Below are 14606 nucleotides of genomic sequence, written 5' to 3' on the forward strand. Positions count from 1 at the left end.
GGCGCCACCGGGCCTGGCGCCGACCCACGCCCTAGCCAACCGCATGCCGGGCGATGAATTGTGCATTATCGAGAGGTTGGTGGATCGTCTGACGCGATACGGCGCGAAAATCCGGCCCCAGGTGCGTCAAGGACTTCGCGCCTCGTGTTTCACGGCGAGTGGGTCTACGCGAGCCTCGCGCCGCCGGTTTCGTTCCGCGGGCGGCGGGCGCCCTCCCCCAGGAAGAGACGTCTCAGATAGGGATTGAGGAAGCGCCCCTCCGGGTCCAGCTGCTCGCGCACGCGCTGGAAGTCGTCCCAGCGCGGATACAGGTGTTTCAGTGTCTCCGCCGTCTGCGTGTGCAGCTTGCCCCAGTGCGGGCGGCCGCCGTGGTTGCGGAAGATGGCCTCCGCGCCGGAGAAGTAGGGCTCCAGCGGCATGCCCCGGTACTGGTGCACCGCGATGAACGCGCGGTCCCCGCCGTGCGCCGGACTGAGGAACACGTCGTCGCCGCGCACGAAGCGGTACTCCACCGGGAAGTGCACGGGCAGTTGCTCGCGCATGATGTACTCGGACAGCTCGCGCAGGCAGTCCGGTCCGCGCTCCACCGGCACGGCGTATTCCATCTCCTGGAAGCGCACGAGCCGCGGCGTGGCGAACAGCGTGTGGCTCTCTCCCGCCAGCACCCCCTCCGATGCGAGCTTCGCCGACAGCCGGCTCACCGGCGCGCACCACGCCGGGCGCATGCGGCACGCGCGGCTCACCGCGCCGAAGACCGCGTTCTCCATCACCATCTCGCTGAACCAGCGCCCCATGCCCACCCCGTGCGGCGTTTCATCCGTGAGGTCCATGGCCTTGGTCATCACGCGGTCGGAGTGCGGGAACCAGAAGAACTCGTAGTGCCGGTGGCGCGCCCGCGCTTCGTGCAGCCCCGCGAGGCACTCCTCCAGCCCCAGGTTCCGGCGCGTCAGCCGCAGCCGGTACGCGGGCAGCAGGCGCAGCCGCACCCGCGTCACCACGCCCAGCGCGCCCAGGGACACGCGCGCGGCCTGGAGCAGCTCCGGCGACGCGTCCTCCGAGCACGTCACCTCGTCCCCGCTCGCCGTGACGAGCGTCATGGCCGCCGCCTGCGTGGAGAGGATGCCCAGCCCCACGCCCGTGCCGTGCGTGCCCGTGCCCAGCGCGCCGCCCAGCGACTGCTTGTTGATGTCGCCCAGGTTCTCCATCGCGAGCCCGTGGGACGCGAGCAGCGTCCCCAGCTCCCGCAGGTTCGTGCCCGCCCACACCACGGCCTCGCGCGTCCGCTCGTCCACGGACTCCAGGCCCCGCAGCGCCTCGAGCGACACCATCGTCTCGTCCGTCGCGCACAGGGGCGGGAACGAGTGGCCGCTGCCCACCACGCGCACGGTGCGCGCCTGGGCGCTGGCGTCGCGGAGCGCGGCCTTCAGCGCGTCCACGGACTCCGGTTGGAGGAAGCCGGACGGATGGGCCACCACCGCGCCGGACCAGTTGCGCCACGTCTTCACCTTCGCCGCCTCGGTCGTCATGCCTTCACCCCCATTCACCCCGGTAGGTCGGGGCCTCTTCCACGACGCGGCCATTCGAGATGAGCAGCAGCGTGCGGAAGTGCTCGCACACCTCCCCGGCCTTCGCGTGCCGGAAGAACACCGGCGCGCCCAGGGGCAGCGGCACCGGGCCCGTGTACGCGATGGGCGTCTGCACCTCCCCCGCGCCCTCCAGCGGGAGGAGCCTGGCGCCCTCGGGCAGGTAGGGCGCCGGCAGCTTGTCCACGCCCGCCGCCCCAGAGGCCACGTAGCCTCCGCCCTGCAGCGTGAAGAGGCCCGGGCCGGGACGCCGCGTGACGGGGATGGCGAACGCCACCGCGGGCTGGTGGCGGAAGCCGCGGTAGCCGTCGAAGAGCGCGGGCGAGTACAGGCCGCTGCCCGCGGTGAGCTCGGTGACGCTGGTGTCCTCGCGCGTGGACTCCAGGCTGCCGGTGCCGCCGCCGTTCACGAAGCGCGGCGCGAAGCCCGCGTCCTTCAGCGCGGCCACCACCGCCTGCCGGCGCGCGTGCACGCGGCCCACGGATGCCCGCTTGAGCGCGCGGATGACCACGTTCTTCGCCCCCGCGTGCGGAGCGGCGTCCGGCACGCCCGCGAGCTGGGCCTCGTAGCCCATGACGCCCGCCAGGAACACGGCGTCCCCTTCCGCCGCGATGCCGCTGGCCACCGCCAGCGCGTCCTCCGGCGAGCGCACCGGCGAGCGGTGCACCCCGAAGCGCAGGCCCGGCAGGTCCACGGACAGGTCCACGTCCAGGCACAGCGGCGCACGCGTGCCGTGGCGCCTCGCGGCCCGGGCGGCGAGCGCCACGTGCTCCACCGAGTCGATCATCAGCGTCACGGGCGCTGGCGGCCGGCACAGCTCCGCCAGGGCCTCGGCATCCACGACGGGGTAGCCCATGAGCAGGTCGGTAAAGCCGCGCTCGCGAAGGCGCACGGCCTCGTCGGCGCTGAAGCACATGAGGCCCTGGAAGCCGGGATGCCCATCGAGCACCCGCCGCAGCAGCGCGACGCACCGCACCGACTTGGTGGCCACCCGCACCGGCAGCCCCCCGGCGCGCCTCAGCAGCGCCGCCGCGTTCTCGCCCAGCAGGTCCAGGTCCGCGAAGGCCAACGGCAGCCGCCGTCCCTCCAGTGCCCGGGCGTAGTAGGCGTAATCACGCGGCATTTCAGGCCTCCGGACGCGGTGACGCAGGGAGCGGCCATCATCGCCGCGCCCCGTCAGGGTGGGGACGTCCCGGCGGCGGGCCCGTGGGGTGGTGGACACGTGGGTGGGAGTCGCCAGAAAAGGGGCAGCGCGCCGGACATTCCTGGGGGAACGCCCGGCGCGCGCACACGCGGATTCTTCGACTCCTAGGGTCGGCCCACCCCCCCGGAAGGGCACGGAACGCCATGGTGCCGTCAGCCGAAATTCATTTCTATTGAGGAAATCACGCGAGTCTTAAACGACTCGGGGGTCTGGGAATCACTCCCCACCTGGATAGGCGGAAGAAACGCGCATTCCATTTCCGACCTTACACGTCTTCCAATGGGCCCCAGCGGCTATAGCAAGTAAACCGTGATTGATTTGATTTCCGAGGACCAACGTCTCTTGCAGGAGATGGAGGGCCTGCTGGAGGGATTGGAGCCTGGCTCCGAGGCCCTGCCGGCGGTCCTCGTCGCGCTCCGCAACGCCTTGCGCGCGGAGCGGACGGCGGCCTTCGGCGTGGATGTGGGCCCGGACCGCTATCACACGGCGTTCGTGCACGGCGTGGGCTTCGCGCAGCCGCCCTCGGTCCTGGCGGAGCTGTTCGACGCGTCGCTGCCGCCGGCGGGGAGCCGCTTCGGCTATTTCGATCCCGCGCGTCCGCCCCTGGCCCAGCGCAACCGCGCGATGCGCTTCTCACCGCTGGGGCTGTCAGAGCCGCTGCGGGCCCTGCCCATCACGGGCGAGGGCGCGGGGCCGCTGTGGGAGCGGCTGGGATTGAGCGAGGAGGAGTGGGAGCACGCGCGGACGCAGCTCGCCGGGGCCACGGCCAATCTCTACCGGCAATTGGGATTGGAGCACCTGGCGCAGCTGCGGGTGCTGGTGTGTGAAGGCGACATGATGCTGGGCTGGGTGGGCGCCTTCCGGAGCGAACCCTTCACGGAGCGGGAGCAGCGGCTGCTGCAGGCGCTGACGCCCGCCATCCAGCGGCGGATGGCCATGGACCGGCGGCTGCGCGAGGCGGGCCTGCTGGGTCCGGCGCTGGGCGCGGCGCTGGAGGTGCTGGGGCGGCCCGCGTGGGTCGTCACGTTCAGCGGCCGGGTGATGCACGCGAACAAGGCGGGACAGGCGCGGTGGGAGCAGGACGCCCAGGGGCTGGCCGCGCAGGTGCGCGAGTGCCTGCGGAGCACGCCGGGCACGGGGCCGCTGTTCTCCTCCGGGCCGCTGCGCACGCAGGGGCTGCCGGACCACTACCTGGTGCTGGACCCCGGGCCGCCGATGGAGCCGACCTCGCGCCTGCCGGTGCTGACCCAGCGCTGGGGGCTCACCGCGCGCGAGGCGCAGGTGCTGGAGCACGTGGTGCAGGGCGAGACGAACAAGGCCATTGCCCTGCACCTGGGCTGCGCCGAGCGCACGGTGGAGGTGCACGTCACGCACCTCTTGAACAAGGCCCAGGTGGAGAGCCGCTCCGCGCTCATCTCGCGCTTCTTCCAGTCCTGACGGGCCGGTGGGGACGGGCCGGGGCGTGACTAGGATGGAGGGATGGACGACGCGCTCTTGAGGAAGGCGTTGGCTCGCGCCGACGCCGCGGTGGCGAAGGGGCCGCACGCGGCCGGGGCGGAGGGCCGGCGCCGCACGCTGCACGTGGCGATGGGAGACCCGCAGGCGGACTTCGAGCGGGTGCTGTCCATCCTCTCGTTGCATGGGCTGCTGGACGGAGCGGGAGGGCTGCGGCCGGACGTGTGCCTGGTGTCCGTGGGCGACCACTTCGACTGGGGGCCCGCGGCGGACCGCGAGCGCGTGGCCCGAAGCGCGCTCCGTCTGGTGGCGTGGCTCGCGTCCCATCCGGCGGACCAGGCGGTGATGCTCCTGGGCAACCACGACCTGGGGCGCGTGGGAGAGCTGGCGGGCTTCAGCGATGAGACCTTCCGCGCCGCGCAGAGGGACGCGGATCAGGTCTACGCGGGGGATGACACCGACGCGGCGGCGGAGCGGGCCTTCCTCCAGCGCTGGCCGGGGCTGCCGAGCGCGGAGCTGGCGGCGCGCGACTTCAGCAGTTGGACCGGGGAGCAGCGTGCATGGGTGGAGCACCTGCTGCGCGCGCGGCGCTTCCGCGTGGCGCATGCGGTTGGGGACTCGATGGTGGTGCTGCACGCGGGCGTCACGCGCGCGGACCTGCGGGTCGTGGGGCTCGCGCCCGAGCGGTGGGCGGATGCGCGCGCGGTGGCGGAGGCGCTCAACGGGGTGATGGACCGGGCGGTGGCGGCGTGGAAGGGCGGGCCGCTCGTGCTGCCGGGGCTGCACCACCCGGGCAACGCGAAGGAGGGCGAAGGGCTGGGCATCTTCTACCAGCGGCCCAGCCTCCTGGCGGAGGACGCGGAGCGCGTGCGGGGGACGCCCCGGCGCAGGTTCGATCCCCGGGACCTGCCGCGGGGACTGGTCCAGGTGGTGGGCCACACGCGGGACAAGCGGGTGCGGGAGCTGGTGTCGGCGCCGGGGCCCGCGCGCGATGGGGTGCTGCGCCACCTGGTGACGGATGGGGCGCGCGTGGACTACGCGCACGGCCCGCCGCCAGCGACGGGCCCGGGCGAGGCGGTGATGGTGTTCACCGACGGCGCGATGCGCGAGGGCCGCGCGGAGGACTTCGAGCTGTTCGACCTGGATGCACGGCGCGCGGTGAAGCGAGCTCCGTGAACCTTCGCGCGTGCCCCATGCAGGGCACACGCGAGGGAGGGGGTCACTGCTACGGAGCCGCGCCCGGCACGGCGGCGGGCGACTTGAGGCCGGCGAGCTTCTTCTCCAGCGCCTCCACCTGACGCGGAGACACCTGCGCGGCGGGCAGCGTCCTGGCGAAGGTCAGCGCCTCCTCCAGCGTCTTCACGGCGCCCGCGGTGTCCTTGCGCGCGACCTGGATGTCCGCGCGGCCGGAGAGGACGGACAGCCTGCGGGCCCCCTGCACCCGCGCGAGGGCCCGGTCGTTCGCGGCGAGCGCGTCATCCAACCGGCCCGACAGGCGGTACAGCGTCGCGAGCCGCGCGGGCGGGTTGTAGTCCTGGGGCAGGTCCTTCTCGCTCTGCTCCAGCGCGGGGATGGCCCGCTGCGGCTGCTCCAGCGTCATCGCCGCGAGCATGCGGTGCGAGTCGAACACGCTGCGCGCCTCGGGGTTCGGCGCCTTCGCGGCCTCGGCCTCCAGGTACGTCAGCCACTCCTGGGCCACCTGCTTCGCGCCCGCGGCGTCCTGGTCCTGCTTGCGCGCCTCCACCAGCACCTCGTACAGGCCGGAGCGGTCATCCGCCGCCATCTCGATGGCGGGCGGCGCCAGCACCTCGCGCGCCTTCGCCTCCAGCGTGTGCCGCAGGTCCGCCGCCTCGGGCGTGCCCTCGGGGAGGGCCAGCGCGCAGGTGAGGCCGTTGAGGACGCTGTTGGCCTGGTTGAGCGAGCGCGGCACCGACGGCAGCTCCGCCACCGCCTTCCGCGCGCAGGGCTCGTACTGCTTCGCCCCGTATTGCGCCATCAGCAGCGACTCCAGCGCACGGCCCCGGCGGGACCAGTCCGCGGGGGCCTCCGCGAGCGCGAGCGTCAGGGCCTCCGCGGCCTCCGCGGGCTTGCGCTCGCCGTAGAGGGCATCGCCCCGGGCGAGCAGCGCGTCCGCGCCGGTGGCGCCGCCCTTGTAGGCGCGCTCGCCGTCCTCGAAGAGGCGCTCCAGCTGCGGCACCGTCGCGCTGCCGGCGAAGCGCAGCAGGGCCTTCTCCTCGCGCGGGTCGATGATGAAGAAGGTGGGCCAGAACTCCACCGGGTACTTCTCCTGGAACGCCGCGTTCTGGGTCAGGTCGGTGTTGAGCTCCAGCCACACGAAGCGGTTCGCCTGCTTCGCCAGCGCCTTGTCCGTGAAGACATACGCGCGCATGGAGCGGCAGGTGTGGCACCACGGCGCCCAGGTGTCGACGAACAGGGGCACGCCCTTCGCCTTCGCGTCCGCGAGCGCGCGGGCGTAGTCATCCGGGATGAAGGGCAGTGGGCCTTCGGCGTGGGCCTCGGCGGACGCGGTCGCGGGCGCGTTGGCGTTCGTGGCCGTGCAGGCGATGGACCCCGACAGGAGCAGACAGGCGAGGAGGGAGCGCATGCGGCGCACCCTACCGCGCCTCTCCAGGGGTGTCCCCGGTGGACAGAGTGCGCACACTTGTCTGGGCACCGCGCGGCGTGCGTGGTGTCCTGCGCCCGGCCCCTATGCCCATGAAGGACCCTCGCGCCCTGCGCACCGCCCTCGCGTCCGCCCTGGACGCCCTGCCCGCCTCCGAGCGCTTCCCCGACGGAGGCGACGCCGACGTGGCCCGCCGCCTGGCCGAGCGCCTGCGCCGCGACCTGCTGCCCCGCCTGGGCTCCGGCGACGGGGATGTGCCCCTGCTCCTCGTGGCCATCGCCGGGCCCAACAACGTCGGGAAGTCCACGCTCTTCAACGCGCTGGCGAAGGCGCCCCTGTCGCCCGCGCGTCCCGAGGGCGGGCTCACCAAGCAGTGCCTGGCCGCTTCGAATCCGGAGACGTGGACGGGCGCGCTGAAGGACGTGCTCACCCAGCGCTACGACATCGTCCCCGTGGCCCACGGCACGGTGGCGCCGGTGGACGAGCCCGGGCCTCCGGGCCGGCTTTACCTGGTGCTGTCGGACGCGGTGCCACGCGGGCTGCTGGTGATGGACACGCCCGACTTCGACAGCGTGTACCGCGACAACCGCGAGCGGGCCGAGGCGCTGCTCGTCACGGTGGACGTGCTGGCGTTCGTGGTGAGCCGGCAGACGTACCAGAACGCGGCGCTGGTGGACTTCCTGCGCGCGGCGGTGGGCCACGGCAGGCCGTACCTGCTCGTCTACAACGAGGCCACGCGCGAGGACGTGGCGCGCGGACACCTGGACAAGCTGGCCCAGGACGTGGGCCACCCGCCCATCGCTCGCTACCTGGCGCCGCATCAGCCGGACGTGGAGGCGGGGCTGAAGCCGCTGGCCACGGAGGCGCTGGATGGACGGCCGCCGCTCGCCGCGCTGCTGGGACAGGCGGAGCATGCGCGTGAGCTGAAGGCGCGGGCGTTGGAGGCCTCGCTGTCGGATGCGCGCTCGGAGCTGGACGCGGTGGCGCGGGCGGCGATCCGCGCGGCCCGTGAACCGGAGCGGCTGCGGCAGCGGCTGCGGCACGACCTGCTGGGCATCGGCGCGCAGGCGGCGCTGAAGGCCGTGCCCGCGGACGTGCTCGTGGACGCGTTCCGCGACGAGTTGGATGCGCGCAGCACCTTCCACCGCTTCGTTCGCCTGCCGTTCCGCGGGCTGGCCACGGCGCTCACGTTCGTGAGCCGCAAGGTGCGTGATTCCTTCACCGGGCCCCGGCCCCAGGAGGCGCTGCCCACGCAGGCGGTGGATGAATCGCTGAAGGACGGGCTGCGCAGGCTGGTGGATGCCTTCGCGCCGGAGGTGGCCGCGTGGCGCGGCGACGCGGAGACCCGGGAGATGCTGGCGCAGTCCTTCGGGCCCGCGATGCTCGGCCGCCTGGACGCCCCGCTGGACCTGGGCGCGCTGCACGCGCACGCGGCGGACCGGGCGACGCTGTATGACTTCTGCCGTCAGCTGGTGGGGAGCGAGCTGCAGGGCGGCATGCGCGAGGAGCTGCTCCAGACGCTCACCACGCTGGTGTACTCGGTGCCGTCCGGGGCGGCGGCGGTGGTGACGGTGGCCACCGGCGGCTTCGGGCACGACGCGGTGGTGTGGGCGGGGACGCTCCTGTCCACGCCGCTCCTGGAGCGCTTCGTGGACCTGCTGGGCGCCCAGGTGCGCGCGACGGTGACGCGCAAGTGGGCGGACGCGCACGGGGCCACGCTGGCGCAGGCGCTGGAGACCCGCTTTTTCGCGGAACTCCTGTCCCACCTGGACACCCAGGCGGAGGGCTGGCTGCGCACCGCCTCCACCCTGGAGGCGGCACGGCGGGCGGCGGAGTAGGCGGCGGGTGCCTGACAGGCCGCCGCCTCGGGGAGGGCAGCGAGACTTCGTGCCTCACCGCCACCGATGCGTCATGCTGGGTCCGCCATGACCGGTCCGGGCCCGGAGGCGGGTTCGCCTCTCATCCTGTCGTTCCGTCACCTGCTGACCGAGTCCGTCAGTGCGTTCCTCGACGAGGCGGACATGACGTGTCCGCAGACGGCGGACTCGCTCAGCGAGCTGCTGGTGACGCTGTCGCGCTACCGCGAGGAGGGCGCGCTGCTGTTCCCCACCGCGTTCGTGGGAGACGACCTGGGCATGATGATGGAGCTCCTGGGCGGACACGATCCGATTCCGCTCGGCGTGGGGCCGCGCAACCGCGCCACCATCCAGCGGGCGCTCAAGCAGTGCGCGCCGTTGGGCCAGGGGCGCTGGTGGGCGCTGTACCTGCTGCGCGAGCCGGCGGGCCTGTCCTACGGCATCTTCCGCACGGATCCGTTCCCCCTGTCGGAGACGCCGCTGGAGCGCCTGCGGCACGCGCCGGACCGGGGCGCGCGCGTGGTGGGCGTGTTGCAGCTGGCGGACAACATCATCGAGCTGCGTGGATGTGGCGGCCTGTGCCGGCACGTGTACCTGTCCGGCGCCCGCACTGATTTGGAGCCGCCCTCGGTGGTGCTGGACGCGCTGGCGAGCGCTGTGACCGAGCAGGTCCTGCCCTCCAGCCGCGAGCACGCGCGGGGCTTCTTCCGGCGGGTGCTGTTCGAGGTGATGCAGTCGTCGCACGGCACGCTGGTGGCGGTGCTGCCCCGGGAGCGCGCGGGTTCGGCGCTGTTCGTGGACGGCATCCTGCTGCCCCGGCCCATGGACGTGGTGGCGCTGTTGGATCGGCATCACGCGACGCAGGAGGGCACCGCGGCGTCGGCGGTGCGTGCGACCGCGCAGCTCTTGCGCGGCATGATGGCCACTGACGGCATCACCGTGCTGCGCGCGGATGGGTGCATCCTCGGGTACAACGTCTTCGTGCGTCACCCGGAGACGCTGACCCGGCAGCCCGGCTTCTTCGGCGGGGCGCGGCGGCGGACGTACGAGGTGCTGTGCGCGGCCCTGGGCAGCGAACTCGCCGCGGCGTTCATCCGTTCACAGGATGGTGACGTCGCCTGCCGTCGCGCGTGACGTTTCCGGTTTTGCATGCTGTCCTGATTGACTGCGGTTCCGAGGAGCGGAGGACCCTGGAGGTCACATTCCGCACGGGGACTCGGGACATGGCCGATTGTTGGCAACGTCAACCCAATCTGTAAGGCTGCGCACGTTTTGCGCACTGCTCCCCTGCCCTTCCGCGCGTCCGCCGCGCTGTTCCTGCTCGCTGTGTGCCTCGCGAGCGCGCCTGCCGTGGCGCAGAAGCTGCCGGATGTGGTGGTGAACGGGCCGCCCTCAGCGCCATCCCCAACTGAGATCGGTACAGGGCTCTGCATGGCGTCCAACGTGTGGACGCGCACCGCGGCGGAGTACCCGCAAAGTCAGTCGCTCTATACGGACAGCCTGAACGCATACATGGAGGAGAACCGCGGGACGCGGATGACCTCCGTGCTGCGCTCCGCGTTCGACCTGTCGAACAACCTGAATGACGGTCGAATCCTGAGCTACGGCGACTTCGTCAACGAGGTCTCGGGCTGCGCCCAGGGCGGTTGCCCCTTCCACTACAACGACTCGACCACGCGATTTGTCTCTCGCTTCCGCGGCTACCTGAACGTCACCCCAGACATGGTTGGGCGTGTCCTGCACTTTGGCTTCTACGCCGACGATGCCATCAGCCTCGTGCTGTTCGATAAGGCCAGCAGGCGCTACGACATCGTCATCCGGCCACCAGAGCTCGGCGCCCCCACGCGACGCACCACCAACTCCGTCACCTTCACTCAATCCGGGCTCTACCCCATTGAGTTGCTCTACGCGCAGATCGTAGAGCACGCGGCGCTAGAGTTCTCAGTGCTCGACGGACCGTTTACGGACTACGACCGTCCGGCGAATCAAGTTCCAGTCGTTCCGCTCAACACCGCTGAATTTAAACTGGTCCGGCCCACGCGGCTGTTCCAGACCGAAACCGGCCGTCCGTCGTTCCCGGACAACCTGGATCAGTGCATCCAGTGCAACCGGCAGTTCGCGAACCAGCCCGGCAATGGCAGTTGCGGTCCGTCCTACTACTGCAACTCCGCTGCGCTCTGCGCCCCCTGTGACACGAACCTCCTGTGCGGCGACACGTGCTCACCCTGCGGGCCCACCGCGCCCATCTGCGCGCAGGTCAGCGGCCAGTTCACCTGCGTCCAGTGCACCCAGAACAGCGACTGCGCCACCGGCCGCTGTGACACGACCACCAACGTGTGCACCGGCTGCGTCCGCGACTCCGACTGCGGCTCCGGCAAGGTCTGCGACGAGCCGAACTTCACCTGCGTCCAGTGCACCGCCGACTCGGAGTGCCCCGGCAGCCAGGTCTGCGACCTCACCGCGAACACCTGCGTCGAGTGCAACGAAGACACGCAATGCGACCGCGGCGAGTCGTGCTCCAACCACGTCTGCACGCCCTGCAACACCAACGACGCCTGCGCCGGCAACTCCTGCAACTGCTGCCCCCATGGCACCCAGTGCGCCGCGCCCACTCCCGGCGCCCAGCCCTCCTGCGTCGAGTGCACCACCGACAGCCAGTGCGCCAACGGCAAGCGCTGCGACACCCTGAACGGCGCCTGCGTCGACGCCATCCCGCAGTGCAACACCTCCGACCGCTGCGGCCCCGGCTGCTCCAAGTGCCCCGGCGAGCGCCCCTTCTGTCTCGACGGCGAGGTCTGCGTCCAGTGCCGCAACGACCTGGAATGCGGCGACGGCCAGTTCTGCCTCAGCGGTGAATGCAGCTCCTGCACCACCGACAAGCGCTGCGGCCCGCGCTGCGATGCCTGCGGCGGCGACACCCCGTTCTGCCTCTCCGACGGCACCGTGCAGAACAGCGTGTGCGTGGGCTGCGTCAATGACTCCGACTGCGGCAGCGGCAAGTGCGACCCCACCACCCGCACCTGCTCCAACACCGGCGCGTGCGCCGTGACGTGCGCGGCGGGGCTCGTGTGTGACGGGTCCTCGTGCGTCGAGTGCTTCGCCGACGCCCACTGCCCCTGCGGCGGCACCTGCGACCTCACCACCAACACCTGCCTCGAATCCTGCTCCGACAGCGGCGACTGCCTGGGCGTCGAGTTCTGCTCCGCCCAGACCCAGCAGTGCGAACGCGGCCGCCGCAAGCCGGGCACCGAGCCCCAGGGCGGCGCCTTCTGCTGCGGCACCACCGCCGAGGACACCCCCACCGGCAGCACCGCCATGCTGGTCACCCTCGCCCTGGGCTTCCTCTTCCTGCGCTCCGCCCGCCGCGTCCGATGAAGCCTTCCCGCACGCCGCTCCTCCCGCTGCTGCTGGCCCTCGCGCTGTCCACCGCCGCCCACGCCGCGCCGGATCCGCGCTTCAACATCCAGGTCTTCCGCCCGTCCGGCGCGCCGCAGGACCTGGTGATGGTCACCCAGTCCCGGCCCCTGTCCCACCTGTCCGTCTCCGCCGGGCCCTACCTCAGCTACTCCATCAACCCGCTCTCGCTCGTCCCCAAGGACGGCAACCTGGGCTCCATCAGCCTCGTGGGCAACCGGCTCCAGCTGGACGTCATGGCCACGGTGGGCCTCTTCGACTGGGCCGAAGTGGGCGTGGACATGCCGCTCGTGCTCCTGCAGGGCGGCCAGAACCTGGAGGTCATCGGCACGGAAGGGCCCGTGGAGAGCTTCGCCCTGGGCGACCTGCGCCTCACCGGCAAGGTGGCCATCCCCGGCCTGCGCCGCCCCGCCGAGGGCCACGGCTGGGGCGCCGCGCTCACCCTCAACGTCAGCTTCCCCACCGGCGTGCGGGAGGCCTTCGCCGGTGACGGCGAGCTCACCTGGGCGCCGGGCCTGGTGCTCGACTACCGCTTCGAGTCCGGCATCCTCCTCGCCTTCAACGGCGGCTTCTGGAAGCGGCCGGACATCATCTTCAACAACGTGGAGCTGGGGGACATGGCGCCGTTCGGCCTGGGCACGGAGGTGCCCCTGTTGCGCGGCAGCGGCATCACCGCGCTCGGCATGGTGAACGGCGCGTTCGGCCTCAAGAAGGCGCCGGGGCAGGAGCGGCAGATTCCCGCGGAGCTGCTCATCGGCCTGCGCTGGTACAGCTCGCTGGGCGTCACCTTCACCTTCGGCGGCGGCCTGGGCTGCGGCTGCTCGCTGGCGTCGCCGAACCTGAGCTTCTTCACGTCCATCCTCTGGGTGCCCGCCAAGACGCGCGAGTGGGAGGCCATCGAGCGCTTCAAGGAGCCGCCCCCGCCGCCCCCGCCGCCCGTGGACCCCGACAACGACGGCGTCATCGGCGAGCGCGACCGCTGCCCCACCGTCGCGGGCCCGGTGGAGAACGCGGGCTGCCCGGACACCGACGCGGACTCCGACGGCGTGGTGGACCGGCTCGACAAGTGCCCGGACGTCCCGCAGGGCAAGCGCGGCCGCGACGGCTGCCCGCTCGCGCGCACGACGGGCAACAAGATCGTCATCCTGGAGCAGGTGAACTTCGCCACCGACCAGGACGTCATCCTCTCCGAGTCCTACCCCGTGCTGGAGGAGGTCGCGCGGGTGATGCAGGAGAACCCGAAGATGGACCGCATCCTCGTGGAGGGCCACACCGACTCGCGCGCCAGCGACCAGTACAACCTGGAGCTGTCCAAGCGCCGCGCCTCCAGCGTGAAGCGCTTCCTCATCGAGAGCGGCGTCGCCGCGGAGCGCGTGTGCTCGCAGGGCTTCGGGCGCAGCATGCCCGTGGCCGACAACGCCACGGAGGAGGGCATGGCCCTCAACCGCCGCGTCGAGTTCACCATCCAGCCGCCGAGCGACGGGCCCCGCCCGCCCTGCCCGGATGACGTGGAGGCCGCGTCCAAGAAGAAGGGCGGCAAGCGCCCCACCGCGCCGCCGCCCGCGAAGAAGCCTTGATGACTCCGCGGCCCGCCGCGCGAGGGCGGCGGGCCCGGACTTCGAAGGACGGGCCTACTCGACGATGAAGTCCGCGGCGGTGCGGCGGCGGCCGGCCACCACCGACACCACCGCGCGGCCCGGGCCCACGGCCGTCACGCGGCCCTCGGGCGACACCGTCACCACGGCGCTGTTCGAGCTGAACCACTCCAGCGGCACCTGCTCCAGGGCCACGCCGTTGCGGTTGTACGCGCGCGCCTGCACCATCACCGACTGGCCCTTCTTCTTGAAGGTGTACGAGGTGAGGTTCAGCCCCAGGCGCGCGAAGTCCGGCGGCACCACCTGCACGGCGATGGCGCGGTTCAGGTGCCCCAGCGTCGCGGTGACGGTGGCCACGCCCGCGGACGCGGCGATGAGCTCGCCGTTCTCCACGCGCGCCACGGCCTCGTTGCTGGAGCGGAAGGTGGGCGCCGCGTCCGCGATGACGTGGCCCGACTCGTTGCGCGCCACCACGCGCAGCTTGAGGGTGCGCCCCACCTCCACGAAGTCCGCCCCTGGCGCGCGCACGTCCAGCGACGCGAGGATGGTGAGGTCCAGCGGCAGCGCCGCCTTCGCCCTTCCGCCCTGCACGCCGATGATTGTTTTTCCGGACTTGCGCGCCACCACCGTGCCGTCCTCCAGCACGGAGGCGACCTCCGGCGCGGAGCTGGTCCAGCGCAGGCGCGCGTCCATCATCTTGCGCCCGTCCGCGTCCAGCACCGTGTAGCCGAGCGGCAGGTTCTGCCCCTGCGTGCGCAGGTAGCGCAGCTCGGGCGGCTCCAGGGTGATGGTCGTGGGCGACGGTCCACACGCGCCCAGCACACCCAGCGCGAGGAAGCCCATGAGGGAAATGGAGAAGGAACGTGACGTCTTCAC

At 72.0% G+C, this 14606-nt stretch carries 10 protein-coding genes; 6 read left to right on the forward strand and 4 right to left on the reverse strand.

Translation table 11 applies throughout. From position 1 onward, the window contains the following. Window positions 1-164: 164 nt before the first annotated feature. Both KYK13_RS35875 and KYK13_RS35880 read right to left on the reverse strand, forming a co-directional pair. Window positions 165-1526, reverse strand: a complete 1362-nt coding sequence (locus KYK13_RS35875) for a D-arabinono-1,4-lactone oxidase (RefSeq protein WP_223639211.1) — start codon at window positions 1524-1526, stop codon at window positions 165-167. A gap of 4 nt (window positions 1527-1530) precedes the next feature. Beyond that, window positions 1531-2706: an alanine racemase gene (locus tag KYK13_RS35880; protein WP_223639214.1), complete on the reverse strand. Its 1176-nt coding sequence runs from the start codon at window positions 2704-2706 to the stop codon at window positions 1531-1533. Window positions 2707-3096: 390 nt separating this feature from the next. On the opposite strand from KYK13_RS35880, the gene KYK13_RS35885 reads away from it, so the two are divergent. Both KYK13_RS35885 and KYK13_RS35890 read left to right on the forward strand, forming a co-directional pair. Beyond that, window positions 3097-4224 (forward strand): LuxR family transcriptional regulator, encoded by a 1128-nt coding sequence (locus KYK13_RS35885; RefSeq protein ID WP_223639216.1) that lies wholly within the window; start codon window positions 3097-3099, stop codon window positions 4222-4224. 42 nt (window positions 4225-4266) lie between these two features. Beyond that, window positions 4267-5418: a metallophosphoesterase gene (locus tag KYK13_RS35890; RefSeq protein WP_223639218.1), complete on the forward strand. Its 1152-nt coding sequence runs from the start codon at window positions 4267-4269 to the stop codon at window positions 5416-5418. Between the two features lie 49 nt (window positions 5419-5467). Here KYK13_RS35890 and KYK13_RS35895 read toward each other — a convergent pair whose 3' ends face one another. Next, window positions 5468-6847: a thioredoxin family protein gene (locus tag KYK13_RS35895; RefSeq protein ID WP_223639220.1), complete on the reverse strand. Its 1380-nt coding sequence runs from the start codon at window positions 6845-6847 to the stop codon at window positions 5468-5470. Window positions 6848-6957: 110 nt separating this feature from the next. Between KYK13_RS35895 and KYK13_RS35900 the strand changes: the two genes are divergently transcribed. The 4 genes from KYK13_RS35900 to traB all read left to right on the forward strand — a co-directional run bounded on the left by KYK13_RS35900 (window position 6958) and on the right by traB (window position 13712). Continuing rightward, a complete protein-coding gene (locus tag KYK13_RS35900) occupies window positions 6958-8703 on the forward strand; it encodes a GTPase (RefSeq protein WP_223639222.1) in 1746 nt (581 codons plus the stop codon). An 87-nt stretch (window positions 8704-8790) separates the two neighbouring features. Further along, window positions 8791-9855, forward strand: coding sequence for a hypothetical protein (locus KYK13_RS35905; RefSeq protein WP_223639225.1), 1065 nt, complete (start codon window positions 8791-8793; stop codon window positions 9853-9855). Between the two features lie 243 nt (window positions 9856-10098). Continuing rightward, complete coding sequence (gene traA / locus KYK13_RS35910) at window positions 10099-12096, forward strand: outer membrane exchange protein TraA (RefSeq protein WP_370645462.1); 1998 nt, start codon at window positions 10099-10101, stop codon at window positions 12094-12096. Then, window positions 12093-13712, forward strand: coding sequence for an outer membrane exchange protein TraB (gene traB, locus KYK13_RS35915; protein ID WP_223639228.1), 1620 nt, complete (start codon window positions 12093-12095; stop codon window positions 13710-13712). The genes traA and traB overlap by 4 nt, the downstream gene beginning before the upstream one ends. Window positions 13713-13766: 54 nt before the next feature. Here the strand turns inward: traB and KYK13_RS35920 are convergent, their stop codons facing one another. Continuing rightward, entirely contained in the window at window positions 13767-14606 is an 840-nt protein-coding gene (locus KYK13_RS35920; protein ID WP_223639230.1) for an Ig-like domain-containing protein, read from the reverse strand.

Source organism: Corallococcus sp. EGB (genome assembly GCF_019968905.1).
Lineage (GTDB): Bacteria > Myxococcota > Myxococcia > Myxococcales > Myxococcaceae > Corallococcus.